The organism is Streptomyces sp. NPDC006643 (assembly GCF_042870175.1).
Classification (GTDB): Bacteria; Actinomycetota; Actinomycetes; order Streptomycetales; family Streptomycetaceae; genus Streptomyces.
This window is the reverse complement of record NZ_JBIAHA010000022.1, coordinates 52,270-75,204: the sequence shown is the minus strand read 5'-3', so window position 1 is coordinate 75,204 and position 22,935 is coordinate 52,270. Positions and strand designations below refer to the sequence as shown.

General features: G+C 70.4%; 26 protein-coding genes. 13 read left to right on the top strand and 13 right to left on the bottom strand.

Annotated elements, in window-relative coordinates:
- The first annotated feature begins 36 nt into the window (after window positions 1-36).
- Entirely contained in the window at window positions 37-699 is a 663-nt protein-coding gene (locus ACFYNU_RS27955) for a GntR family transcriptional regulator (RefSeq protein WP_356594869.1), read from the top strand.
- Here the strand turns inward: ACFYNU_RS27955 and ACFYNU_RS27950 are convergent, their stop codons facing one another.
- Together ACFYNU_RS27950 and ACFYNU_RS27945 are read right to left on the bottom strand one after the other, a co-directional pair.
- The gene (locus tag ACFYNU_RS27950; RefSeq protein ID WP_356594868.1) at window positions 700-1,521 is read right to left on the bottom strand and encodes a carbon-nitrogen hydrolase family protein; all 822 of its coding nucleotides are present in this window, start codon (window positions 1,519-1,521) and stop codon (window positions 700-702) included. It lies immediately after the preceding gene.
- Window positions 1,522-1,534: 13 nt separating this feature from the next.
- Window positions 1,535-2,881 (bottom strand): MFS transporter, encoded by a 1,347-nt coding sequence (locus ACFYNU_RS27945; protein WP_356594867.1) that lies wholly within the window; start codon window positions 2,879-2,881, stop codon window positions 1,535-1,537.
- A gap of 140 nt (window positions 2,882-3,021) precedes the next feature.
- On the opposite strand from ACFYNU_RS27945, the gene ACFYNU_RS27940 reads away from it, so the two are divergent.
- Window positions 3,022-3,708 carry a DUF2848 domain-containing protein gene (locus ACFYNU_RS27940; protein ID WP_356594865.1) on the top strand — a complete coding sequence of 229 codons (687 nt, stop codon included), beginning with the start codon at window positions 3,022-3,024 and terminating at the stop codon, window positions 3,706-3,708.
- Between the two features lie 51 nt (window positions 3,709-3,759).
- Here the strand turns inward: ACFYNU_RS27940 and ACFYNU_RS27935 are convergent, their stop codons facing one another.
- From ACFYNU_RS27935 to ACFYNU_RS27925, 3 genes are all read right to left on the bottom strand, one after another.
- Window positions 3,760-4,197: a cupin domain-containing protein gene (locus tag ACFYNU_RS27935; protein WP_356594863.1), complete on the bottom strand. Its 438-nt coding sequence runs from the start codon at window positions 4,195-4,197 to the stop codon at window positions 3,760-3,762.
- A 49-nt stretch (window positions 4,198-4,246) separates the two neighbouring features.
- Window positions 4,247-4,630: a VOC family protein gene (locus ACFYNU_RS27930; protein WP_356594861.1), complete on the bottom strand. Its 384-nt coding sequence runs from the start codon at window positions 4,628-4,630 to the stop codon at window positions 4,247-4,249.
- A gap of 192 nt (window positions 4,631-4,822) precedes the next feature.
- Window positions 4,823-5,290, bottom strand: a complete 468-nt coding sequence (locus ACFYNU_RS27925) for a hypothetical protein (RefSeq protein WP_356594859.1) — start codon at window positions 5,288-5,290, stop codon at window positions 4,823-4,825.
- Between the two features lie 327 nt (window positions 5,291-5,617).
- Between ACFYNU_RS27925 and ACFYNU_RS27920 the strand changes: the two genes are divergently transcribed.
- Both ACFYNU_RS27920 and ACFYNU_RS27915 read left to right on the top strand, forming a co-directional pair.
- Window positions 5,618-6,427: a peptidoglycan-binding protein gene (locus ACFYNU_RS27920; RefSeq protein ID WP_356594857.1), complete on the top strand. Its 810-nt coding sequence runs from the start codon at window positions 5,618-5,620 to the stop codon at window positions 6,425-6,427.
- Window positions 6,424-7,290 (top strand): DUF2690 domain-containing protein, encoded by an 867-nt coding sequence (locus tag ACFYNU_RS27915; protein WP_356594855.1) that lies wholly within the window; start codon window positions 6,424-6,426, stop codon window positions 7,288-7,290. The genes ACFYNU_RS27920 and ACFYNU_RS27915 overlap by 4 nt, the downstream gene beginning before the upstream one ends.
- Before the next feature lie 428 nt (window positions 7,291-7,718).
- Here ACFYNU_RS27915 and ACFYNU_RS27910 read toward each other — a convergent pair whose 3' ends face one another.
- From ACFYNU_RS27910 to ACFYNU_RS27900, 3 genes are all read right to left on the bottom strand, one after another.
- The gene (locus ACFYNU_RS27910) at window positions 7,719-8,258 is read right to left on the bottom strand and encodes a DUF6879 family protein (RefSeq protein ID WP_356594853.1); all 540 of its coding nucleotides are present in this window, start codon (window positions 8,256-8,258) and stop codon (window positions 7,719-7,721) included.
- Window positions 8,259-8,522: 264 nt separating this feature from the next.
- Complete coding sequence (locus ACFYNU_RS27905) at window positions 8,523-8,951, bottom strand: DUF6415 family natural product biosynthesis protein (protein ID WP_356594851.1); 429 nt, start codon at window positions 8,949-8,951, stop codon at window positions 8,523-8,525.
- Window positions 8,948-9,382: an ATP-binding protein gene (locus ACFYNU_RS27900; protein ID WP_356594849.1), complete on the bottom strand. Its 435-nt coding sequence runs from the start codon at window positions 9,380-9,382 to the stop codon at window positions 8,948-8,950. Before ACFYNU_RS27900 ends, ACFYNU_RS27905 begins: the two co-directional genes overlap by 4 nt.
- A gap of 272 nt (window positions 9,383-9,654) precedes the next feature.
- Here ACFYNU_RS27900 and ACFYNU_RS27895 point away from each other — a divergent pair, with 272 nt between their 5' ends.
- The 8 genes from ACFYNU_RS27895 (at window position 9,655) to tgmC (ending at window position 15,490) form a co-directional block, all read left to right on the top strand.
- The gene (locus ACFYNU_RS27895) at window positions 9,655-10,533 is read left to right on the top strand and encodes a helix-turn-helix transcriptional regulator (protein WP_356594847.1); all 879 of its coding nucleotides are present in this window, start codon (window positions 9,655-9,657) and stop codon (window positions 10,531-10,533) included.
- A 5-nt stretch (window positions 10,534-10,538) separates the two neighbouring features.
- Window positions 10,539-10,748 carry a DUF397 domain-containing protein gene (locus ACFYNU_RS27890; RefSeq protein WP_356594845.1) on the top strand — a complete coding sequence of 70 codons (210 nt, stop codon included), beginning with the start codon at window positions 10,539-10,541 and terminating at the stop codon, window positions 10,746-10,748.
- A 328-nt stretch (window positions 10,749-11,076) separates the two neighbouring features.
- A complete protein-coding gene (locus tag ACFYNU_RS27885) occupies window positions 11,077-11,391 on the top strand; it encodes a hypothetical protein (protein WP_356594843.1) in 315 nt (104 codons plus the stop codon).
- A complete protein-coding gene (locus tag ACFYNU_RS27880) occupies window positions 11,372-11,890 on the top strand; it encodes a DUF6879 family protein (protein WP_356594841.1) in 519 nt (172 codons plus the stop codon). The genes ACFYNU_RS27885 and ACFYNU_RS27880 overlap by 20 nt, the downstream gene beginning before the upstream one ends.
- Window positions 11,891-11,899: 9 nt before the next feature.
- Entirely contained in the window at window positions 11,900-12,748 is an 849-nt protein-coding gene (locus ACFYNU_RS27875) for a helix-turn-helix transcriptional regulator (RefSeq protein WP_356594839.1), read from the top strand.
- Window positions 12,749-13,057: 309 nt separating this feature from the next.
- A complete protein-coding gene (gene tgmA / locus ACFYNU_RS27870) occupies window positions 13,058-13,360 on the top strand; it encodes a putative ATP-grasp-modified RiPP (RefSeq protein ID WP_356594837.1) in 303 nt (100 codons plus the stop codon).
- Complete coding sequence (tgmB, locus tag ACFYNU_RS27865; RefSeq protein ID WP_356594836.1) at window positions 13,357-14,325, top strand: ATP-grasp ribosomal peptide maturase; 969 nt, start codon at window positions 13,357-13,359, stop codon at window positions 14,323-14,325. The genes tgmA and tgmB overlap by 4 nt, the downstream gene beginning before the upstream one ends.
- Window positions 14,312-15,490, top strand: coding sequence for an ATP-grasp peptide maturase system methyltransferase (gene tgmC, locus ACFYNU_RS27860; RefSeq protein ID WP_356594834.1), 1,179 nt, complete (start codon window positions 14,312-14,314; stop codon window positions 15,488-15,490). Before tgmB ends, tgmC begins: the two co-directional genes overlap by 14 nt.
- A 208-nt stretch (window positions 15,491-15,698) precedes the next feature.
- Here tgmC and ACFYNU_RS27855 read toward each other — a convergent pair whose 3' ends face one another.
- From ACFYNU_RS27855 to ACFYNU_RS27835, 5 genes are all read right to left on the bottom strand, one after another.
- Window positions 15,699-16,211: a DUF6879 family protein gene (locus ACFYNU_RS27855; protein ID WP_356594832.1), complete on the bottom strand. Its 513-nt coding sequence runs from the start codon at window positions 16,209-16,211 to the stop codon at window positions 15,699-15,701.
- Between the two features lie 138 nt (window positions 16,212-16,349).
- Window positions 16,350-17,378, bottom strand: coding sequence for a Clp protease N-terminal domain-containing protein (locus ACFYNU_RS27850; RefSeq protein ID WP_356594830.1), 1,029 nt, complete (start codon window positions 17,376-17,378; stop codon window positions 16,350-16,352).
- 121 nt (window positions 17,379-17,499) lie between these two features.
- Window positions 17,500-18,189, bottom strand: a complete 690-nt coding sequence (locus ACFYNU_RS27845) for a response regulator transcription factor (RefSeq protein ID WP_356594828.1) — start codon at window positions 18,187-18,189, stop codon at window positions 17,500-17,502.
- 6 nt (window positions 18,190-18,195) lie between these two features.
- Window positions 18,196-20,253, bottom strand: coding sequence for a histidine kinase (locus tag ACFYNU_RS27840; RefSeq protein ID WP_356594826.1), 2,058 nt, complete (start codon window positions 20,251-20,253; stop codon window positions 18,196-18,198).
- Window positions 20,254-20,458: 205 nt separating this feature from the next.
- Entirely contained in the window at window positions 20,459-21,463 is a 1,005-nt protein-coding gene (locus ACFYNU_RS27835; protein ID WP_356594824.1) for a hypothetical protein, read from the bottom strand.
- A 74-nt stretch (window positions 21,464-21,537) separates the two neighbouring features.
- Here ACFYNU_RS27835 and ACFYNU_RS27830 point away from each other — a divergent pair, with 74 nt between their 5' ends.
- Window positions 21,538-22,788, top strand: coding sequence for a CapA family protein (locus tag ACFYNU_RS27830; protein WP_356594822.1), 1,251 nt, complete (start codon window positions 21,538-21,540; stop codon window positions 22,786-22,788).
- The last annotated feature ends 147 nt before the right edge of the window (window positions 22,789-22,935 follow it).

Genomic DNA, 22,935 nt, shown 5'->3' with positions numbered 1-22,935 from the left:
TCACTGTATGCAGTCATACGGGTCACGGGGGACAGCATGACGTCGGAACGGGCCTCCGAGGGGAAGTCGGAACGGACGTCGGGCCGGGAGAAGGCGTACGCGTTCCTCAAGGAGAACGTGCTGACCGACCCGGACCGCCAGGGCGAGTTCCTTTCCGAGCAGGAGCTGGCCGACCGTATCGGAGTCTCCCGCACCCCCATCCGCGAGGCGTTGCTGCTGCTCGCGGCCGAGGATCTCGTCCGGCTGGTGCCCAAGCGGGGCGCGCAGATCGTGCCGCTGTCGGGGCGCGAGATCAGCGAAGTGATGGAGCTGCGCGGCATCGTCGAGCGGTACGCGGCGGAGCGGGTCGATCCCGGGGACCGGGATCTCCTGGCGGAGCTGACCGAACTCCTGGAGCGCCAGCGCGCGTTGAGCGGGCCCGAGCACGCGAAGGAGTTCATCGCGGTGGATCATCTGTTCCACGCGACGATCGTCGCCGCGGCGGGCAACGCCCTGCTCAACCGGCATTACGACGGGCTCCGCAGCCGGCAGATCCGGGCCGGGGTGGTGGCTCTGTACAACCAGCAGGGCCGCCAGGAGTCCGTGCTGACCGAGCACCGGGCGATCCTGACGGCGATCGCCTCCGGTGACCGCCGCGCCGCGCGTATCGCGATCGACAGCCACCTGGAGACGACGCTGAAGGTCCTGCTGGCGGGCTGACTAGCGCGGGGCGCTCGGGCGTTCTCCCAGCGGCAGGCGGCGGTTGGCCAGCACCGGTACGGATCGCCGGACCGTGGCGACCTCGTCGAGGTCCAGGTCCGCCAGCAGCATCCCCGGCCCTTCCGCGAGTCGCTGCCGTACGGTCCCGTCGGGGCCGACGACCGCGCTGTGGCCGATACCGGTGGGGGCGTTCGAGGTCGGGGAGATGCCGGACGCCGCCGGGTCCGCCTGTCCCACGGCCGCGAGCCAGAGGGTGGCGTCGAGTGCGCGGGCCCGGGTGAGCAGCTCCCACTGCTCACGCTTGCCGGGGCCGGCGCCCCAGGAGGCGGGCAGCAGCGAGAGGACCGCTCCGGCGTCGGCGTGCGCCCGGAACAGCTCGGGGAAGCGGATGTCGTAGCAGGTGGCCAGGCCGATACGGGCGCCGTCGACCTCGATGGTGACGACCTCGGAGCCGGGCGCCACGGAGTCGGACTCGGCGTAGCCGAAGGCGTCGTAGAGATGGATCTTGTCGTAGGCGGCCTCCACGCCGGGGCCGGTGGCGAGCAGCGTGTTGGCCACCTTCCCGTCCGGGGCGGGGGTGAACATGCCCGCGACCAGGACGAGTCCGGTCTCCTCGGCGATCCGGCGGACGCCGGTGGCCCACGGCCCGTCGAGAGGTTCGGCCAGTGATGCCAGCGGACTCCCGAAACAGGCCATCGCGGCTTCGGGGAAGACGACGACGCGGGCGTCCGCGTCCGCGGCCCGGCGGGCGTCCTCGCGGAGGAGTCCGAGGTTCCGCTCGGGGTCGGGGCCGGTGGTGATCTGGCTCAGCGCGATGCGCACGGTACGGCTCCTGTCAGTTGGTCTTCGCGGCGGGTGTTTCGACGGCCGACTTCGCGGGCGTGGCCTCGACGGTGTCGTCGGACCCGTCGCCGTCGCGGCCCAGAGCCAGCCCGGTGACCGTGACCGCCGCCGTGGCCGCGACGTAGAGAGCCAGCGGCACCCAGGAGTCGTACGCGTCGAGCAGCGCCGTGAACACCAGGGGCGCGACGGCCCCGCCGATGACTCCGGCGAGCGTGTACGCGAGTGAGGAGCCCGTGTAGCGCAGCCGTGGCGAGAACTGTTCGGCGATGAAGGCCGCCTGCGGCCCGTACATGAACGAATGGATGCCCAGCGCCACCACCACACCGAGAGTGAGCAGCGGCCAGCTCCCGCCGTCGGTCAGGGGGAAGAACACGAACGGCCACACTCCGGCGGCCAGGGCCGAAAGCCCGTACAGCAGGCGGCGGTTGACGCGGTCGGAGAGGGCTCCCGCGAGCGGGATGAGAAAGACCTGGAAGGAGGACCCGATGAGCACGGCGGCGAGCGCGGAGCCGCGGGACATGTCGAGTTCGCCGGTCGCGTAGGTCAGGACGAAGACGGTGAAGAGCGCGTACAGCACGTCGGGTGCGACGCGGCTCAGGATCGCGGCCGTCAGCGCGCGGGGGTGGGTGGTGAACACCTCGCGGATGGGGGCCGTGGGGCGGGTCTGTTCGGCCTCCATCGCCTTGAAGACCGGGGTCTCCTCGAGCTTGGTGCGGATCCACAGCCCGAAGACGACGAGAACACCGGAGAGAAGGAACGCCACGCGCCAGCCCCAGGACACGAACTGGTCCTCGGACAGCAGCGCGCCGAGTGCGGCGAGTACGCCGTTGGCCATGAGGTTGCCGGCGGGCGGCCCGATCTGGGCGGCCGAGGCGTAGAAGCCGCGCCGGCGCGGATCGCCGAACTCGCTGGACAGGAGTACGGCTCCGCCCCATTCGCCACCGACTCCGACGCCCTGGGCGAAGCGGAGGATCACCAGCGCGATGGGCGCGGCGACGCCGATCGTGGCGTAGCCGGGCAGCAGACCGATCAGGAGGGTCGCGACCCCGATCAGTACGAGGGTCGCGATGAGGACCTTCTTGCGGCCGATCTTGTCGCCGAGGCGGCCGAAGACGAAGCCGCCGAGCGGGCGGGACACATAGCCGACGGCGTACGTGGAGAAGGCCAGCAGCGTGCCGGTGGCGGGATCCTCCGAGGGGAAGAAGACGTCGCCGAAGACCAGCGCCGCGGCCACGGAGTAGATGGCGAAGTCGTACCACTCCAGAGCGGTGCCGGTGAGGCTGGCGAAGAAGGCGCGGCGTACGGCGGACCCGCCGTCACCGCTGGTGCTCTTGTTCACAGTGCTTGTTCCTTCATGAGGGGCGCCTGGATGCAGGGCAACTGTCGACCTACCGGCATACTTCTTGTATACAGGTCGTATGCGCAACCCTCTCGCGCAAAGTTAACCTCGCCGATACCGCGATCGATGTGGAGATTCCCATGGCGCTGCTCACCTTCCAACTGCCCGACGGCACCACCCGCAGCACCGAGGTCGTCCAGGTGCTCAACGCGGGCTACGCGGGACGCAGCCAGGCCGACGTGGCCGCGCACGTCGCCGAACTCGCCGAGCTGGGCGTGCCCGCGCCGTCCGTGACACCGGCCCTCTACCCGGTTTCCCCCTACCTCGCGCAGCACACCGAACGCGTCAGCGTCCAGCACGGCCGCACGTCGGGCGAGGCCGAGTGGGCCCTGGTCGTGGACAGCGAGGGAGAACTGCTGCTGACCGCCGCCTGCGACCACACCGACCGCGAACTGGAGGTGCACGGCGTCGCATGGAGCAAGAACGCGAGCCCCGACGTGCTCGCCCGGCGGGCCTGGCGGCTCGCCGACGTGGAGGGGCGGCTGGACGAGCTGGCGCTGCGGGCCTGGGTGACCCACGACGGGCGGGAGACGCTCATCCAGAACGGGACCCTGGCCGAGCTGCTCACCCCCGGCTACTGGGCGGACGTCCTGCGCGAGCGCGGCGATCTGGTGCCGGGCACGGTGCTGATCTCCGGCACCATCCCGATGACCGAGGGCGTCGACCAGTTCGCCGACCGCTGGCGCGTGGAGCTGAGCGACCCGGTCACCGGGGATGTCATCGACCTCGCGTACGACGTGGTGCGCATGCCCGCGCCCATCGGCTGAGGGTCGCGGCGCGCGGGCGCGCGGTCGGATAGGCCGCGCGCCCGGTCGGTGCTACTGGAAGTCGCAGCCCGGGTCGGGGGCGTCCTCCGAGAGCGGCGCGCCGTGCGGGAGGACGTAGAGCACGTCCAGGACGAGGGGGACGGTACCGAGATTACGCCCGATGTGGACGTTCTCGGCGCCGGGAGCCTCGGTCAGCGCGCTGCCCGCCGGGTGGACACCGCTGGACTCGCAGGTGGCGTCGAAGTGGCTGAGCGTTCCCTGCTCCACGAAGGCGTACAGCGTGCCGTGATGGAAGTGCCATCCGGTGCTCTGACCTGCGGGGATGGTGATTCGGCGGAGGATGTGGTCCTTGTCGCCCACCGTCGTCCGCGAAATGATCGTGCCGACCACACCGGGTCCGGCCGGCGTCGCCCCAGCCGTGCCGGCACCCACGAGTACCGCTGTCGCGGCGCCGGCCGCGATCATGCCGACCCGGCTGCGCCCGCTCATGTCCACTGCCTTCTCCCTGTACGAACGGGCTGCACGACGTGGCGGCCCTTCATGACGGGTCGAAGCACAGACAGAAGGGGTGTCCGGCGGGGTCGAGCAGCACCCGGACGTTCTCCTGCGGCTGGAACTCCGCCACGGTGGCGCCCAGGGCGACCGCCTCGGCGACCGCTTCGGACAGATCGCCGACCTGGAAGTCCAGATGCATCATCGGACGCTGCTCCCCCGCGACCGGAGGCCAGACCGGAGCCCGATAGCCGTCCGCGTGCTGGAACACGAAGAAGGGGCCCTGGGGGGAGGCGGCGAGGATCGTCGTTCCCGGCTCCTCGTGCCCGATGTGCCAGCCGAGGAGTTCGGCGTAGAAGTTCGCCAAGGCGCTGGGGTCCGGGGCCTCGATGGTCGTCCCCCACCACATACCGCCGGTTCGAGATCTCATGGCGCCAGCCTGCCGGACGACACCGTACTCACGCGACGCGGAGCGCGGCCCCGCGCCCACCGGCGGCCCGAACGGCCGCCCCCGGGGCCTGAGGCGCCGGGGACGGCCGCGTGTGTCGGGACGCCCACCGTCAGGACGCCACCCGTCGGGGGCTCCACCCGTCAGGGGCGCCATCCGTCAGGGCTCCACCCGTCAGGGGCGCCACCCGTTGGGGACGGTGCCCTGCCGCACGTCGGTGGAGCCGCTGCACAGCCCGTTGTCGGGTTCGGGCCAGATCAGGATGGTGTCGACATCGTTCGCCCAGGTGGTGCCGTTGGGGTGGTCGTAGCTGCCGAGGTTCACGGCCTTGTTCTTCGGGATGCAGATGTACGCGTCCGCGGGGGCGTAGCCCGTGTCGAGGAGCCAGACGGAGTCGTCGTTACGGGTGTTGACGACCGCGTCGGGCAGATTGCGGATGGACGTCGGCAGGTTCTGGTAGTACGTGTCCTGGAACCAGCCGATGATGCTGCCGCTGCTGTACGAACCGGAGTACAGACACACACGCGGGTACGAGCAGCCGTAGGCGCTGTCGGCGGCGGCGGGCGAGGCGGTCAGCGGGGTCAAGGTCGCGGCCAGTCCGACGGCGAGCAGCGGCGCCGCGAGCTTTCTGTTCAGTTTCATGGGAACGCTCCAGGTGAAGTGGCATGAGCGGGGCCGAACGCACCGGCCGGCCCCGCAAGGAGACTGCGGGTTCGGCGCGATGCCCGGCGACAGCTGACGTGGAAGTGACGTCATCCCGGGACGTCCAAGGCGCTGACCTGCTGGGACGTTGCCCGCCGAGTCGGTGCGGCGGGACGGGCACGCACGGGGCCACCACATGCGGGGACGGCCTCTCCCACGACATGCCCGGTCGCTGCTCCGTGTGAATGCCGTGACCACTGATGCAGAATGACGCCGGGACACAGGGGGCGCGGGCATATCGCGGTCCATGACGCGAGTGGGGGGAACATGTCGCGTTGGAAAGAGTTGCCCACTGAACTGCACCCGGACATACGCCAGTTGATCGTCCGATTGCGCAGGCTCAAGGACCACGGCGAACTGAGCACGCGCCAACTGGCCGCGAAGACCGGTTACAGCACGAGGTCGTGGGAGCGGTATCTGAACGGCAGGTCGCTGCCGCCCCGGGAGGCCGTCGAGACGATGGCCCGCATCGGCGGCGACGATCCGACCCGGCTGCTGGTGCTGCACGAGATCGCCTCCGAACGCTGGGCGGCGGCGCCGGACCCCACGCCCCCGTCCCCCTCCACGCCCACGTCCACGCCCCCGTCCACGTCCCCGTCCACGTCCACGGAGCGGCAGGCGTACGGGCGTTACCCGCACGCGCTGGTCGCGGCGGGCGCGGTCGCCCTGGTGCTGTCCGTCTCCGCCGCCGCCTTGCTGGCCGTACAACTCGCCGACACCCGCGCCGAGTTGGCGGACGTACGGGCGGGGGCGGCCCGGGCGACCCCGGCCATCGTGTCGGAGTCCATGGTGCCGGTCATCTACACCTGCCGGCTGGAGCAGCGCGACGGCCGCTGGTACGCGGGCCTCAGCCGCACCTCCGAGACCATCCTGGCCTACACCCACGTGGGGCCGGAGGTGGCCGAGGCGCAGTGCCTGCTGCGCCGGGCAGGCTTCCCGCCGGGAGACATCGACGGTGTCTTCGGCCCGAAGACGCAGCGCGCGGTCCAGCGCGTCCAGACACGGGACGGGCTGGTCGTGGACGGTGTCATCGGCCGGCACACCTGGAAGTCCCTACGGGAAGCGGCGCCGAAATGACCATGGAGCACTCGGGACACATCCGGTTGAGCGCGGCGCTGCGGGCGTTGCGGGCCCGTACGGGTCTGAGCCTGGCGGCGCTGTCGCAGCGCACGGCGTACAGCAAGTCCACCTGGGAGCGCTACCTCAACGGCAAGAGCCTGCCCCCTCGTCAGGCCGTACAGGAGCTGTGCCGGCTCGCGAACGAGCCGGACGGGCGGCTGTTGGCCCTGTGGGAGATCGCCGAGTCGCACTGGAGCGGACGGGCGGCGGTCCCCGCCCCGACCGCCGACGAGCCACCGCCACTGCCGCCGCCACCGCCGGAGCCGCCCGGGCCCGGACGACCCAAGGCCCGCAGAGGCGGCCTCATAGTGCTGCTGGCGTCGGCCTGCGTCGTGATCGTCGGTGGTGCGGCACTGCTGCTTGTCCTGCTGCCGGACCGGTACGTCCCGAAGACCGAAGGGCTCTCGGCCGCCGCCCCGTACTCGCTCGCTCCCCAGTGCCACGGAGCCGCCTGCGAGAGCCTGGACCCGATACGCCTGTTCTGCGGCTACGACCCCGACACCCTCAGCACGCGTCTCACCACCACCGGCGCCCACCTGGAGCTGCGCTACAGCGAGAAGTGCGGCGCGAGTTGGGCGATGGTGTGGGGAACCCGCATCGGCGACCGCGTACAGGTCAAGTCGGCCGGCCCGGCTTACGACGCACGCGTCGAGGACACCACCGACACGGAAACCTACGTCTACACCGAGATGACCGCGACCCACCCCGGCAGCACCGTCCGGGCCTGCTTCCGGCCCGCGTCGAAGGACGGCGAACGAGAGTGCGTCCAGTCCCGCGTACCCGCGACCACACCCACGGCCCGGCCGCGGTCACCTCGGTAGTGGCATGGGCACGCTGCCCGGCCTCGCCGACCGTCAGCCCAAAACGCTGGAAGCCGGGCCGTCCGTGGCCCACCCACCAGCTGAACGCCCGCTCGACCTCGCCCCACAGCCGACGCGGTCCGCACTGCACCACCTCGAACTCCGTGCCGCCCGGCACATGGTCGGCACTGGCCCACGAGTGGGTGTCGGTGTTGTAGAGCCACAGCGTGTACGCGCCGCTGTTGGAATCGTCCTGCCGGGCTGCCGCCCTGACCGCCGCCGGTGCCGCCGCCGTGCTGTCCACCCATGACAGTCTCCCTGCCTGATGCGGATGGTGAGCCCGATCCGCCGTGCGTGCCACGCCAGGGAGGGGAGTTACGCGCCGGCCTGCCGGTTGCGTCCGATCGCCGAAGTTCTCGGCCGATCGCCCCCGATCGCAGCCGTTGGGCTCACGCGGTGTTGAGGGAGGCCCGCGCCCGGAACTCCCTTGTAGGCACCGCGTGATGCCAGGCAGCGTCACGGGCCTGGCAGGCGCGCACGACACTCTCGGCGTCTTCGAGTACGCGCACCCCAAGGGTCGTCCCCTCGTCGTCGATGACGAACCTCACGACGGTACGGGAGTCGAACAGCCAGAAGTCGAACTCGGGCAGCGCCAGCCTCTCGGCCCGCGCCCGGGGGAGGTTACGGATGTCCTCGCCCGCGGCGACATTCCCGAGGCCCGAGTCGAGGAGAAACCGCTGGCCCTCGGTCGGCGGATCGTCCACGAGACGTACTCGCTCGAAGCGCTTGCCCAGCTTCGTCTGTTCGCTGACGCTCAGACGCCAGGAGTCGAAGGGCTCGTTCGCGATGTCCTGCCCGGACTTCCACCGCCGCCACTTCGGACTCTCGCGGTCCGTCGCGTAGCCGCGCCGGGTCTCCAGCCGCCAGGCGGTGTGCGCGAAGTCGGTGAACAGGTGGGTGATCTGGTTGAACGGGATCAACGGAGACACGGTCACTCCTTGGGGGCGAAGCGGGTGAGCAGATCGCGCGGGATGACGACGAACGTCTCCGACTCCTTGACGTCACGTAATTGTGCGAGATGCGCGGAGTCGGTCAGGACAGTTGCCGTTGTCGGACGTCGTCCCGATGAACCTGAGCGTCATGTCGTCCTCCGGGGTGCGGGCGGAGTCAGCAGCCGCGCCACAGCGCGAGGACAATCGAGCCGCCGACAGCGGTGACCGAGATGAGGTAGAGGGTCTGCGCCTTGGCGTTGCTCATCGGTCCCGCTCCCCTTGTTCGTGGAGTTCGATGAACGAGCGGGTGGTCTCGGCCAACGCGCGCATCAGCTCGTACGCGTGCAGGGGCGGTGTCGCACGGTCGAAGGTGTCGCAGAGGGCGAGCAGCCGGTAGGCGTCCCTGTGGAGCGCGAGTGTTCGCGGGGCGTCGGCGTCCCCGTCGTACTCGCAGAGCAGGAGCTGTAAGTGGCCACGGAGTTTGAGCGTGGTGAGGTCCACCCAGGCCCGCTCGGGCAGGGGGAGTTGGAACGCCAGGGCCTCGGCGACCGTACGGGAGACGGTCACGAAGTCGATGGGGAGATCGCGGTTGAGGCCGTCGAGCAGGCGGCGGAGCGTCTGCGGGTCCTGCGCGAACCTCGGCGGCCGGTGAGGCCAATGGGCGCCGGGCGTACGGCGGTTGGACGTCATGAGGCGGACGCCTCCCACCGGGCGACCGTGCACCAGGTCCGGGTCCCGCGCCGGCCCCAGGTCCGCGCGAGCGCCGCGACGAGCAGCATGCCCCGACCGGTCTCGTCGTCGGCCTCCGGATGACGGACCTCGATCCGTGCGGGGGCGCCGTCGTCCACCTCGATCAGTACGTCACCGCAGCGGTCGTACGAGAGCGAGAACCGGACGCGTTCACCGCCACCGTGCATCACGGCGTTGGTGACGATCTCGCTGACGAGAAGCTGCGCGGTCTCGACCGCGTCCTCCCCGACATCGCCCTCCCGCAGAAGCGCGCCGGTGATGTGCCGCAGGTGCGCGACGCGGCGGGTGTGGGGGCGGAACGAGATGCTCAGGCGGACGGCGTCCCGTATGTCAACCGCGGTGGGTGGGACGGAAGTTGCGCTACGCGTCATGGGAGGCATCGGGAGTCCTTGTCGTCGAGTCTCCATGCTCACGCGTTGCGTTGAATCAACTGCGGTGCGTGAGGAGTACGTATAGCCTCGCACCAGATGCTTCGCGGATGGGACTCCGTAGCCGAATTCTGCATGCGGAAATCTGCGTGAATCAGCCACTGCGCGGAGGGTGCTCACGCACGGGAGCAGTGGTTCCCGCTATTGCGCGGAAAGTTCCTTGCGTAGGCGGAAGCAACGTCGACACACTGGAAAACGCCCCGAGAGGACGGCAGATGATCACGGACATCGAGTCGGCAACCCCGGCCCTGTGCCGCTTGCACCTGGGCAACGAGCTGCGTCACCTCAGGCAGAAGGCCGGGCTGACATCAACCCAGGTCGTCAAAAAGCTCTACTGGAGTCCGTCCAAGCTGACCCGACTGGAGACGGGAGAGAACTCGGTTGTCGAGCCGGTCGATGTCATGGCGCTCTGTCACATCTTCGGGGCGGACGAGGAGAAGACGGAGCAGCTGAAGGGGTATGCGGCCGTCACCAAGCGGAAACGGGACTGGTGGCAGTCGACGGAGTACCGCCAAGTCATCTCCCCTGGTTTCAGGGCCTACTTGGGCCTGGAAGCCACGGCCGTCGCACTGCACAACTACGAGTCCGAGTTCGTCCCCGGCCTCCTCCAGACCGAGGCGTACGTGCGCGCCACGCATCAGAACGCGCATCAAGGTCTCAGTGAGGAGGAGATCGCCCGCATGGTGGCCGTGCGGATGACACGGCAGGAGGCGCTGCGCCGGAAGGCACCGCTGAAATTCGCGGCAATCATGAGCGAGGGCGTGCTACACCGGCAGGTGGGAGGCCCGGAGGTCATGCGTGCGCAGCTCGCGCATATTGTTGACTTGGCGGCGCTGCCCAACGTCAGAGTCCAGGTGGTCCCCTTCAAGGCAGGTGCCCATCCAGGGATGAACGGGGCCTTCGCCACGCTCCAGTTTCACGACCGGGACGCTCTCAAGCCGATCATCTACTTCGAGAACCTGGCCGATGCCTGGGTGAGCCGACGGCAGTCGGACGTAGAGCTGCATGAGGAAGCGTTCAGCGAACTGCAAGCCATCGCTCTCGGGCCGCAGGAGTCCCTGAGCATGATCAAGAAGGCAATGAAGGAGCTTTGATTCCGATGACAACCACGGCTGGCTCGCTGTCCGGTGCCGACTGGTTCAAGTCGAGCTACAGCAACGACCACGGCGGACAGTGCGTCGAAGGCGCCCGTCTCCCCGGTGGCGCCATGGCCGTACGCGACTCCAAGAACCCCCACGGCCCCGCCTTCACCCTCACCGGCAACGCCTGGACCGCATTCATCGGCGCCCTCAGCAACGGGGAGTTCTAGACCGGTCCTGTGGGTTGCTTCCCTCCCGGAAGCAGCCCACAGGCACCCCGACTTCAGCAGCTCTCGGCCGGAAACCCTGTTCTCCATATCGGTGCTTGGCGCGCACAGTGGACAGAGCGGGCGCGCCGAAGGCCAAGGCCAGCGATTCGGCCAGCGCGCCGGCGGGGTTCGCCCGCCGTCTCATCGGCGCCATCAACGACGACCGGTACTGACCACGCAGCAGCACCACAGAGCCCGCGCTCGCCACGCTCACAGGGCGACGGATGCGGGTCGCTCACGGTCGAACTCATGCTCATCGGTGCAACCCACCCGGTAGAGGAGTGCCCCAATGGCCCTAAAGTTCCTGGGGATTTGGCCCGACACACCGGACGACGGATCGCCCACGATCTGGCTGGACGACACGACCGGCGATCTGGTCATCCAGTCGTGGAAGGCGGACGAGGAGACCATCCGGCAGGCGCAGGAAGTCGGCTCAGTGCCGGGCCACTCCAAAGAGGTACCGGAGCACGAGTCCGTGATCCGGCTCCCCGCGAACATGCTCCAGTTCATCCCCCGCCCGGAGAACTTGGAGATGGCGGCGGTTGAGGTCAGCGACAAGGACGACGACAGCAGGGACGGCGACGGTGGCAACAGCGGTACGTGAAGCTCTCGCAAAGGCGCGGCGCACGGCGATGCACCTTGAGATGCGGGACAGCTACATGCGGGATGACCCCGAGTTCATCCGCTGGCAGGAAGGGCACCGGTACGAGCCGGACGACCCTGAGTCATGGTGGCGCTCGTGGCTGGACGTGGTGGCCGAGACGACCGGCCGGGGTGTGGTCATGCGTCGGTTGCGTGTCGTCTCTGAACCGCTGAGTGATTACGTGCGCTATGAGTACGACGGCACCTTTACGAACATCACAGCGGGTGAGGACGTACGTTGGCTGCCTCGCTCGCGGGCCCGTGATCTGCTGCTCCCCGCGCTGGACGGTTGGGTCATGGACGAGGAAACCGTGATCCTCCACCACTTCAGCGGCGAGGGTCAGTGGACCGGCCCGCGCATGGAGGTCCGCCACGATCCGGTGTTGGCGGCGCAATACGTCACGGCGTACGAGGCAGCGTGGAAGTGCGCGATTCCTCACGCGGAGTACCGGCCGAGCTGATCGCACACCGTGGCTGTCTCCGCATCGTCCAGCGCCCAGCAGGCCCGGCAGGCTCTCGCGTATCGACTCAGGGAACTTTGCCGGGATGCCGGGCTGACCGGGCTTGACCTCGCTGAGCGTTGCGGGTGGAGCCGGTCCAAGTCGTCCCGGATCATGAACGCGCGTACGCCACCGTCCGCCGACGACATCCGGGCGTGGTGTGAGGCGTGCGGGACCGAGGAGCAGACCGAAGACCTGATTGCCATGCTGCGGACGGCCGAGGGTATGTGGGTTGGCTGGCGGCGCATGGAGCGGGCCGGGCTCAGACAGGCACAGGAGGCCCGGCTGCCGCTGTACCAGCGAACCCGTCGTTTCCGTTCGTACTCCTCGTGGCTCGTGCCCGGCATGATTCAAACGGAGCCGTACACGACAGCGGCACTGAGAGCGATCCAGCGACGGCGCGGCCTGGTGGACGACGTGGCCGAAGCTGTGTCCGTCCGCATGGAGCGTCAGCGGGTCCTGTACGAGGGGGACCGGCGGTTTGCATTTCTCGTTGAAGAGTCGGTGTTGCGGACCGGAATCGGCGGCGCCGATGTGATGTCCGGGCAGCTTGGCCATCTGATCTCGATTGCCTCACTTCCCAACGTGAGCTTGGGAGTTGTGCCAATGACGCCGGATCGGGAGCGGTGGCCGGCTGAGGGGTTTTGGATCTATGACGTGGCACAGGTCAACGTCGAGTTGATCTCCGGCTACCTCACGATCACACAGCCCAGCGAAGTGGCCATGTACGCCGAGACGTTCGCGGAGCTGGCAGCACTGGCCGTCCATGGGACCCCCGCACGCGCGCTGATTACGTCGGCTCTGGATGCCCTCCGGTAATTGACGTGCAACCCCGTGCAATCGCCTGTGAGTTGATGCTCCGTCCTCCCTAGCGTGGTCAGCGTGGTCGCCATCCGATGCCGACCGCACCGCCAGACCCCCGCCCAAGGCGCTCAGTGGCACAACTCCCCGAATTTGCAAACGCGTTGGAAACCGCTGGGCGGTGTTGAGCGTACGCAGCCCGAGGCACTGCGTGAGCAGATAGTCACGCAGAGCACACGGAACGCGCGGAGACGAACGGTAAACGGTGTACGGAGTGGAGGCGTCGCCATCACACAATCCGACCTACCAGCGAGAGGAAGGCACGCGATGTTCAATCATTCAGACCGATTCCCTACCGGCGGCCCTCTGCCGCAAGGGCACCTCACTGCCGCACCGTGGGGACTGAGCAGGCTGGCCCCGTACCCTGCGGTCGATGCTCCACACTACGCCCGCGTCGAGCTGGACAGTGGTACACAGATCGCCCGTTACCTCGACGCCGGGGGCGCGGTCGTGATGGCGCCGGGGCACGGCACCTCGTCGGGCACGAACCCGCCCACCGGCACCACTGGGCAGGGTGACCGCAACGGCGACGCGCCCGACAGCGACACGGGGAACGACACCGACCAGTGACAACCGATCCCCGTCCGGTACTGGTCGTCACCAACCTTGACGACCCGACCGCAGATCTCGTGATTGCCGAGCTGCACGACCGGGGAGTCCCGGTCATGCGGCTCGACTCCGGAGACTTCCCCGCGACCCTGTCGTGCTCCGCCTACATCGGCGGACACGCGGCACACTGGGGCGGAAGCGTGGCAACTCCGACCCGCGTGGCCGAACTCGGCGGCCTACGGGCGCTGTACTACCGGCGCCCCTCTGGGTTCGCCTTCCCGTACCTCGACCCGCAAGACGCCCGTTTCGCCATCGCGCAAGCCCGCTACGGGCTCGGCGGCGTGCTCGCGTCATTGCCCGACTGCCGGTACGTCAACCACCCGAACCGCATCGGCGACGCCGAGTACAAACCAGCCGGCCTCGCCACCGCCGCAGTGTGCGGGTTCACACTGCCGCCCACGCTCATCACGAACCGGCCCGACGACGCCCGCGCCTTCATCAAGGAACACGGGCCGGTCATCTTCAAGCCGCTGTCCGTGCCGCTCTACCTCATCGACGAAAAGGCGCAGACCGTGCCCGTCGCCGAGGTGACCGCCGACGAGGTCGACGGGAGCATCGCGGGCACCATGCACCTGTTCCAAGCCCGGATGGACAAGGTCGCCGACGCGCGCGTGACCGTGATCGGCGAGCAGATATTCGCCGTGCGCATCGACTGTGGTCTGCTCGACTGGCGCACCGACTACAGCACCCACACCTACACGCCGATCCCGACACCGCCGGACGTGGCGCGCGCGATCCGCGCGTACCTGACGCACTTCGGACTCGTCTTCGGCGCGTTCGACTTCACCCTGTCCGCATCCGGCGAGTGGACCTTCATCGAATGCAACCCGTCGGGACAGTGGGCGTGGATGGAACCGCCGACCGGCCTGCCCATGACCGCGGCGCTCGCCGACCTACTGGAACGAGGTACCCATGACCGAACCTGACATCGACACCGTCGCCGCGAAGCTGCGGCAACGGCTCGCCGAGCAGCTTGCCGCCACCGGATGGCTGCGCTCCCCCGCTTGGCGGGCTGCCGTCGAGGCTGTCCCCCGGCACGAGTTCGTCCCGCGCTTCTACGTCGAGACCGACGCCCCGGGGCTGACCACCTGGGTACCCGTGACGCCCGAACTCGTGGGGCTCGACAAGTGGCTGCGGCAGGCGTACGTCGACGAGACGCTGATCACGCAATTCGACGGCCGCGAAATCGACTGGGCCGACCCGCAGCCCATCAGCAACGCGCACCCCACCTCATCCTCGACGCTCCCCACCCTTGTCGTGCGGATGCTCGAAGACCTCCGGGTCGAGGACGACATGACTGTGATGGAGCTCGGGACCGGCACCGGCTACTCGACCGCACTCATGTGTCACCGCCTTGGCGCGGACCGCGTGCTGTCCGTCGAGACAGACCCCGAGGTCGCCTCGCGTGCCCGCGACGCGCTCACCAGCTGCGGATACCGGCCCCGGCTCCGTGTCGGCGATGGCCTGCTCGGCGCCGACGGCTCCGCACCGAGTGACCGCACCATCGCCACCATGGGCGTGCGCAGCATCCCCGCCGCGTGGGTGCGGCAGACCCGCCCCGGCGGGCTGATCGTCGCAACGCTCCGCGGCTGGATGCGCTCCCTTGGCCTCGTACGACTGACCGTCGAGGACGAGCACACCGCGCACGGCCGGTTTCTTTCCAGCGACCCGAGTTTCATGATCGCTCGACAGCAGGACGCACCGGAAAGCCTCGGAATGCTCCCGTCATTGGACGAGGGCACCACCCGTCACACCCGTTACGGCCCCGAACTGCTGACCAAGCCCGACAGCGGGTTCGTCGCTCAGCTCGCGTTGCCGCACGCCCGCTCCTTCTCCATGCCCGGCGACGACGGCACCATGGGCACATACGTGCTCGACGCCAGGAACGACGCGTTCGCCGTTCTGACCCCGGATGGCGAGGGGTGGAGCGTACGGCAGGGCGGCCCGGTGCTGCTGTGGGACGCGGTCGAGCAGGCCCTCGCCCTGTGGCACGCCGCCGGCCCCGCCGAGTTCGGCCTCACCGTCACCCCGGACGCGCAACGCGTCTGGCTCGGTGCCCCCGACGGCCCAAGCTGGCGGCTACCCGCCTAGGGCGTACGACCTCCAGGCAAGGTCCGGGCGGCCTCACGTGCTCTGGTCTCGAACGCTTCCAACCCCACGCGCGCACTCTTCATGATTCGCCTCCGCCGCCGAACACGGACCGCCCCTGCCGGACCGCACCCAACTCGACGGTCAGGGAAGCGTGTTCAGGCCGAGATGCTACGGCGGAGACGATGACCTGGCGTGGTTCAGATGGCTGTCAAATCGGCCGGTACTCCTCGTGCGCTGTTCCGGACTCCCACACTTTCTCGAAGGCTGAGGCACAGAGCTTCGCCACGTCGGGGTCCGTCGTCAGTTCGTGTTCCAGGGAGTCGCCGTTGCCGTCGAAGTGGTTGATGAGGACGAGACTCCCGTCGAACAGCCAGAAGTCGTTGCCGGGAAGTGGGATGTTGGTCGCCTGACGGCGTGGGAGCCAGCGGACTTGCTCGCCGGCCGCGATGTTCAGGCCCTGCGTCACCTCGTACTCGAACCGGATGTATTCGCTGACAGGTTCCGAGACGATGCGGGCCCGGCGTACCTCCACCCCTCGGCTGGTCGCCTTGGACACCAGCTCGTACCACTCGGGCCAGCGTGCGGCCGGGTCGATGCGTTGTCCGGCGCGCCAGTCGATGAAGACGGGGTCCGACTCCATGTAGCCGTCGCGCATTTCGAGATGGACCGCCGAGCTACGGCAGTTCTGGAACAGTTCGTCGAACGTCGGCGCCTCGGCCACTCCGTACCTCCAGGAAGAATCGCGTCATACGCCGGGGAACTACCCCACCGTGTTCGGGGTCCGATGTTGCCGTGCGGCCGTCTCCGCCACGAGGGACTTGCCAGAACTTGCCACCCACGTGGCCCGCGGCCCCCCGGGTCAGTCGCCCGGCTTCGGTGTCAGTGACTCGATCAGTTGGCGGGCGCGGGTGGTGGTCGTGAGGAGGGTTTCGACCAGGGGGGCCGTGCCCGGGTCCGATGTGGTGTCCAGGTTCAGGGGTGCGGTCTCGTCCACGTACTGTTCGGCCGGGTGCGGGTCGGGGGTCAGGTGGGGGCGGGTGGGGGACGTCAGGGCGTGGTGGACCGAGGCGTAGTCGAGGCCCAGGGCCGCCAGTCGGTCGCCGCCCGCGTACTGGGTGTCCGGGCCGGGGAGGCTCGCGCCCGAGAGGTGCGGGTACTGGCGCGCGACCTCGTGGGTGGCCAGGATCGCGAGGAGTACGTGTTCGGTGCCCACCATGCCGTTGCCGAGGCGGCGCGCCTGCTCGAAGGTCTCCAGCCGGACCCAGCCGGCGGGCAGCGCGGCCCAGTTGACTCCGCTGAGTTTGATCATCCAGCGCATCCAGAAGGACACCCGCCGGTAGTGGCTGCGGCCGAGGAGCAGGTCACGGGTCGGGTGCAGCAGCGGGTCCAGGGTGTCCTCCCGGGTCCCGGTCCCGCCGTCGAGGCGGGCGCGTACGGCCTGTGGGGTGATGCCGCACACGGCCAGCAGCTCCACGGCGCGGTTCTCCTCCTCCAGCAGTCCCCTCAGCAGATGTTCCGCGCCGAACTTCGCCGCGTCCTTCCGCCGTGCGTGCCCCGTCGCGGCCGTCAGCGCCCTGGCCGCCGCGCCCGTGAAACGGGTGTGCCGGTCGCCGTCCTCCCCGAGGACGGTCTCGGACGCGACGCTTGCCTCCGCGCCGTCGGCGGTCTGCCACACGCCATCCTTGTCCGCCCTGTTCCGCAACACCGCCAGCAGCGCGGTCTTGGTCGCCCCCTCGTCCGCGAGCGCCTCACGCGCCGGGCCCCGGACGGTGGTGATGCCGGCCAACAGGTGTTGTGTGCCGATGGCTTCGTCGGTGTCCCCCCGCGCGCCGCGGGCGGCCCCCAGGATGCCCACGATGTTCCAGTCCGGCGACGTGCTCGCTTGCATTCGGCCTCTTCCTCTCTCCGCTGCTCCTGCCCAGCAGCCTCGCTGACCAGGGCGGGAGAGCGCGTCGCTCCGCAGAAGGAGCCGCTTCTGTACCTTCAGATACAGGTGAGGCGTCGCCGGTTCACTGCCGCGGCGGTTTCGGCCGTACCAGGCCGGCGTCGTACGCGAAGATCGTCACCTGCACCCGGTCCCGCAGGTCCAACTTCTTGAGCAGGGCGTTGACATGGGTCTTCACGGTGCCGGTGGCGACGCCCAGACGTTCGGCGATCTCGGCGTTGGCGAGGCCCGTCGCGATCAGTGAGACGACCTCGCGTTCCCGGGGGGTGAGGGCGTTCAGGGCCTCGGGGGCGACCTGCGGCGTGGGGGCGGCGGCCGTGAACGTGTCGATGAGGCGGCGGGTGATCGCGGGGGCGAGCATCACGTCGCCGGCGACCACCACCCGCAGCGCCGCGAGGAGATCGGCCGGGTGGGCGTCCTTGAGGAGGAAGCCGGAGGCGCCGGCGCGCAGCGCCTCGTAGACGTAGGCGTCGAGGTTGAAGGTGGTCAGGACGAGCACCCGGGGTACGTGGCCCGACGTCGAACCGGTCAGCAGGCTCGTAGCCGTGAGGCCGTCCATGCCGGGCATACGGATGTCCATCAGGACGACGTCCGGGTTGAGCTCGGCCGCCAGGGTGACCGCCTCGGCGCCGTCGCCCGCCTCGCCGACCACCTCGAAGTCCGGCTCCGCGCCGACGATGGCCGCGAAACCCGCGCGGACCACGACCTGGTCGTCAACGACCAGGACCCGGGCGGGGGCGGCGGGTGAGGTCATGGGGCCTCACTTTACCGAGGCCTCGGCGAGGACCGTGGGCGGGGCGTCGGCGGGGGTGCCGTCGCGCAGACTGCCCAGCAGCTCGCGCATCGCGGCCAGCGCCTCGCGGGCGGCCGGGGCCACGTCGTCGAGGCGGCCATCCTCGGCGGCTCGGACCACTTCCTGGGTACGGTCCAGGACCACGGCCCGCAGCCCGGCGGCGACCCGTTGGCGCTCCTGGTGCGCGGCGGCGAGGGCTTCGTGGACGACCGCGCCCAGTTCGTCGTCCTCGCGGCGGACGATCCGCCCGCGCCGGGACCGGACGGCGAAGCCCGCCGCCCACGCGCCGCCGAACACCGGCAGCAGGAGCAGCGTCAGGGCGGACACGCAGACCGCCACGGCGACGCTTCCGGCCGGGTCTCCGTTGATGACGCCGTCGCGCGTCGCCGTCACCGTGACCGCGCAGGCAAGTACCGGCGCGGCCAGCGGCACCGATGCCCATGTCGCCCACGGATCGCGGCCGTACGCCCCCACCGCGTACACCCCGCCCAGCAGGGCGCAGGTGCCCGACGTCAGGGCCAGCCAGGGATCCGCGGCGGTGCCGGGCGGCCACGGCCACAGCCAGGCTCCCGCGAGGAGCCCCGCCAGCACCGGCCAGGGCGCCGCCCGCCGCCACAGCAACGGCAGCAGCTGCACGATCAACAGCGTGCCCAGCAGCGCCAGTTCGCCGGGCGAGTCCCGGTCCCCGGTGAACAGGAACACCGCCGGCAGGAGTCCGGCGGCCGGCAGCAGGGCGTGCGAGGCGAGGCGCCAGTCCAGCACTCTGCCCCGCCGCCCGGCGGGGGGACGCACGCCCTCTCCCGGGTGGGCCGGCAGTTCCGCCCGTACCGACCAGCCGCCGGCCGGGCCGGGCCCGGCGGACACCGTGCCGCCGACCGCCTCGGCGCGCTCGCGCATACCGGTCGTGCCGCGGCCGGACCCGAGGCCGGTACGGGACCCCGTACGAGCCTCCGTACGGGACTCCGTACGTGCCCCCTCACGAGCCTCCGTACGGGACGGCCCTCCGTCGTCGTCGACGGTCAGCGCCAGCCAGCCCTCTCCGAGATCTCGCAGACCGACGCGTACGACCGCTCCAGGCGCGTAGCGCAGGGTGTTCGTCAGGGCCTCCCTGGCGATGCCGAACACCGCCTCCGTCACACGCGGACCGACCGCCGCGTCGCCCGCCTCGCCCGCGGCGGTCGCGGCGTCCACGGCGTCCGCGTCGCTCGTGATCTCCACCCGCTGCCCGAGGCGGACGAAACCGCCGGCGAGTTCCTCGATCCGGGAGACCAGCGGGACCTCGCCGCTCTCCTCGGCGGTCCCCAGGGAGGTGACGAGGCGCTGCACGGTGGCCAGCGTCTCGCGGCCGGTGCGGGCGGCGAAGTCGAGGGCTTCGGTGCCCAGTTCGGGACGGTCGGCGGCGAGGTGCTGGGCGGCCTCCGCGGTGACGACCACGGAGGTGAGGTGGTGGGCGCTGACGTCGTGCAACTCCCTTGCCAGCCTGCGCCGTTCACTCGCTCCCGCGCCCCGGCTCTCGGACCGGGCACGGGCCAGCCGGGCGGCGGCCCGCTCGCGTGCGGCCCGCTGGTGGGCGCGGGCCCGGCCGAGGCCGACGACGCCCAGGTGGCAGGCGACGGTGACGGCCAGGCCGGCACCGGAGAGCAGGCTCACGCCCTCGACGGCGAAGCCGACCACGCCCTCGTAGCAGACGAGGACGCCGACGGCGCGCAGCGTCACCGGCAGGGTGGTGCGGGCGGCGACCGAGTACACGGCCACCAGGTCGGCGACCATGGTGAACACCTCGACGGCGTCCGAGTCCACGGTGAACAGGCCCAGTCCGTAGCAGACGGCCACCCCGGCCAGCGCCGGCAGCGGCGCCCGCCGGCGCAGCCCCAGCGCGGCGGTGGTCCCGGCCGCCACGACCAGGATCAGCGCGAGGTCCGCGCGCAGGGCGTCATGGCCGCCGTCCAGCACCAACGGTCCCGGCCACACCAGGAGGCAGACCGCGACGGCCGGCGGCAGGAGCCAGTTCTTCATCGCTTCCATGGGGACAGGAGCGTACGACGGGCCGGAAATGAACCGTTCGGACGGGCGGGACAGGGCGGCGGCGGCAGCAGCAACCGGTCCGTCCTCGGGAACACCAGCGGCAACCGCCGGCGGCCGCATTCGTGAGCGGGAGCCGGCGGTGGGCGTGAGTCCCGCCACCGGCACGCACAGCCGCGCGCCTGGCGCAGCCGGTACCCCCATCGGGTCAGCCGTGCCCGTCCCACTCCCGTACCGCCGTCGCCATCGCCGCGACCGCGCGCGCCGTTCGGGCCGCGTCGCCGCGGACCGCGCGGCTGACCTCCACGTGCAGGAACGGCACGTCCTCGGCAGCGGCGAGTCGCCCCTGCGTGTTGTTGCGGCCTTCGAGCGGGCACTTGTCCACCCACGCCCGGCAGACCCGGAATCCGTCGTCGTCCAACGCGTCCGCCAGCGTGCGGCCTTGCGGGCGGGCCACGTCGCCCGCGCCGGTGGAGACCACCAGGTCGCGGCCGGGGACGCTGCTGTCGGCGAAGCCGTGGACCTGGATGCCGGGGATGCGCCGCGCGACGAGTTCGACGGTGATCGCGTGGAAGACGGTGTCCCGGCGGTGCGCGACGTCGGCCGCGTCGCCCTCGCCCGCCCGGCGGTGGGCGCCCGCGATCACCAGGATCCCGCCGGGGGCGGCGCGCAGCACGCCCGCGCCGAGGCGGTCGGTGTACGCGTCGGCCACCGGGTGCGGGACCTGGACGCTGTAGCGGGGCGCGGTGTCCAAGTCGATGTAGACCCGTCCCCAGCCGCGCCGGGTCTCGTCGTCGCGGTCGGCGATCTCCGCGTACCGGCGGCCGGTCCCGTCGCCGTCACCGTCCCCGTCGCCGGGCCCGTCCCGTACGACACGTACTCCGTAGCCCGCATCGGCGAGCCTGCTCTCGGCCTTCGTACGCTCACCGTCCACGTACAGCGCCACGCCCTCGGCCAGGGCCTCGCGTTCGGCGCGGTCCGGGGGGCGGAAGCGGGAGTCGGCGACGACCTCGGAGGCGTACGTGGAGAGCCGCCGCTCCAGACCGGCGGCGGGGCCGTCGGTCGGTGCGGGGCCGGGGTTCGGGCCGTCGGTGCGGGACCGGTCGAGCGCCGGTACGACCACGGCGACGGCGGCCACCAGGAGCGCCAGAAGTACGGCGGTGCGCGGCAGGTTCGCCGGTGCCGTTATCTTTCTGGTCGGATCAGGGCTCATGTTCGAGTGAAAGTATCAGGGTGAGAACGCACCGAAACACCTCCATAGCTGGCAGCCGCCTGCCCCGGAGCGCCGTGGCACTCACGCTCGCGTTCCTCGCCACGACGGCGGCCGGCTGCTCCCTCGTCGGCGGCGACAGCGAGTCCGCGGGGGCCGAGGGTGAGCCGGCGTTCACGGTCGCCGCGGCGGGCGACATCCTGATCCACCCGCAGCTGACCGAGCAGGGCTACCGGGACGCGGGAGTCGCCCAGGTACCGGAGGCCGTCGGCAAGAAGGTCGGCGACGACGTCCCCGATCCGGATTTCACCAAGATCATGGCCGGGGTCGAGCCCGTCATCAGCAAGGCCGATCTGGCGATCTGCCACTTCGAGCCGGTGGTGGCCGGCCCGAAGGGCCCGTTCCGCAGCTTCCCCGACTTCCTCGTACCGCCGCAGATCACCGAGGCGATCAAGAAGACCGGTTACGACACCTGCTCGACCGCGTCCAACCACACGCTGGACGACGGCCCCGGCGGCGTGACCCGCACCCTGAACGCCCTGGACGCGGCCGGGCTGAAGCACACCGGCTCCGCACGCAGCGCCGCCGAGGCGGCGAAGCCGCTGATCGTGGACGTGAAGGGCGTGAAGGTCGCGCAGTTGTCGTACGCCCTCGGGTTCAACGGGCGCGAGCTGCCCAGCGGCAAGCCATGGCTCTCCAACAGGACCTCGTTCGACGCGATCGCCGCCGCCGAGAAGGCGGCGCGCAAGGCGGGCGCGGAGGCGGTGATCCTGAGCATCCACTGGGGGCGGGAGCACCACCCCGACCCGAGCGCCTCGCAGCTGAAACTGGGGCGGCGACTCGCCGAGGAGACCGGGATCGACCTGATCATCGGCCATCACGCCCATGTGGTGCAGCCGATGGAGAAGGTGGACGGCACCTGGATCGCGTACGGCCTCGGCAACCAGCTCGCGCGGCACGACGTGCCGTCGGGGCTGACCGAGGAGGGCGCCATCGGCTGGTTCGAGTTCCACAAGAAGTCCGGGGGCGGCTGGGACGTGGAGGCGCGGTACGCGCCGACGTTCGTCACGATCCCGCCGGAGGAGGACGACTCCGGCGACGCGGGCACGGACGCAGGCGGCGCGGCCGTGGAGCAGTCCCCGGGCTCGAAGGGCGCGGCGACGGACCACCGGCTGCTGGACATCGCGGGCGCGCTGCGCGACGGCAAGGACCTGTCCGCCGAGGAACGCGCCCAGTACCGCCTCGCCTTCGAACGCACCCGGGGCACGATGCTCAACCGGGGCGCCTCGAAGGACGGCCTGCGGCCACTGAACGGACTGCCTGACTGAGCTGCCCGACTGAGCTGAGACGGCGGGGGCCGGGTGGAGACGGGGCGGGGCCGGTGTACGTACGGCGCGGGTGTCCGCCCCGTACGTACGCCGCCCCGTACGTACGCCGCCCCGTACGTACGCCGCCCCGCGCGTAGTCGGCCACGC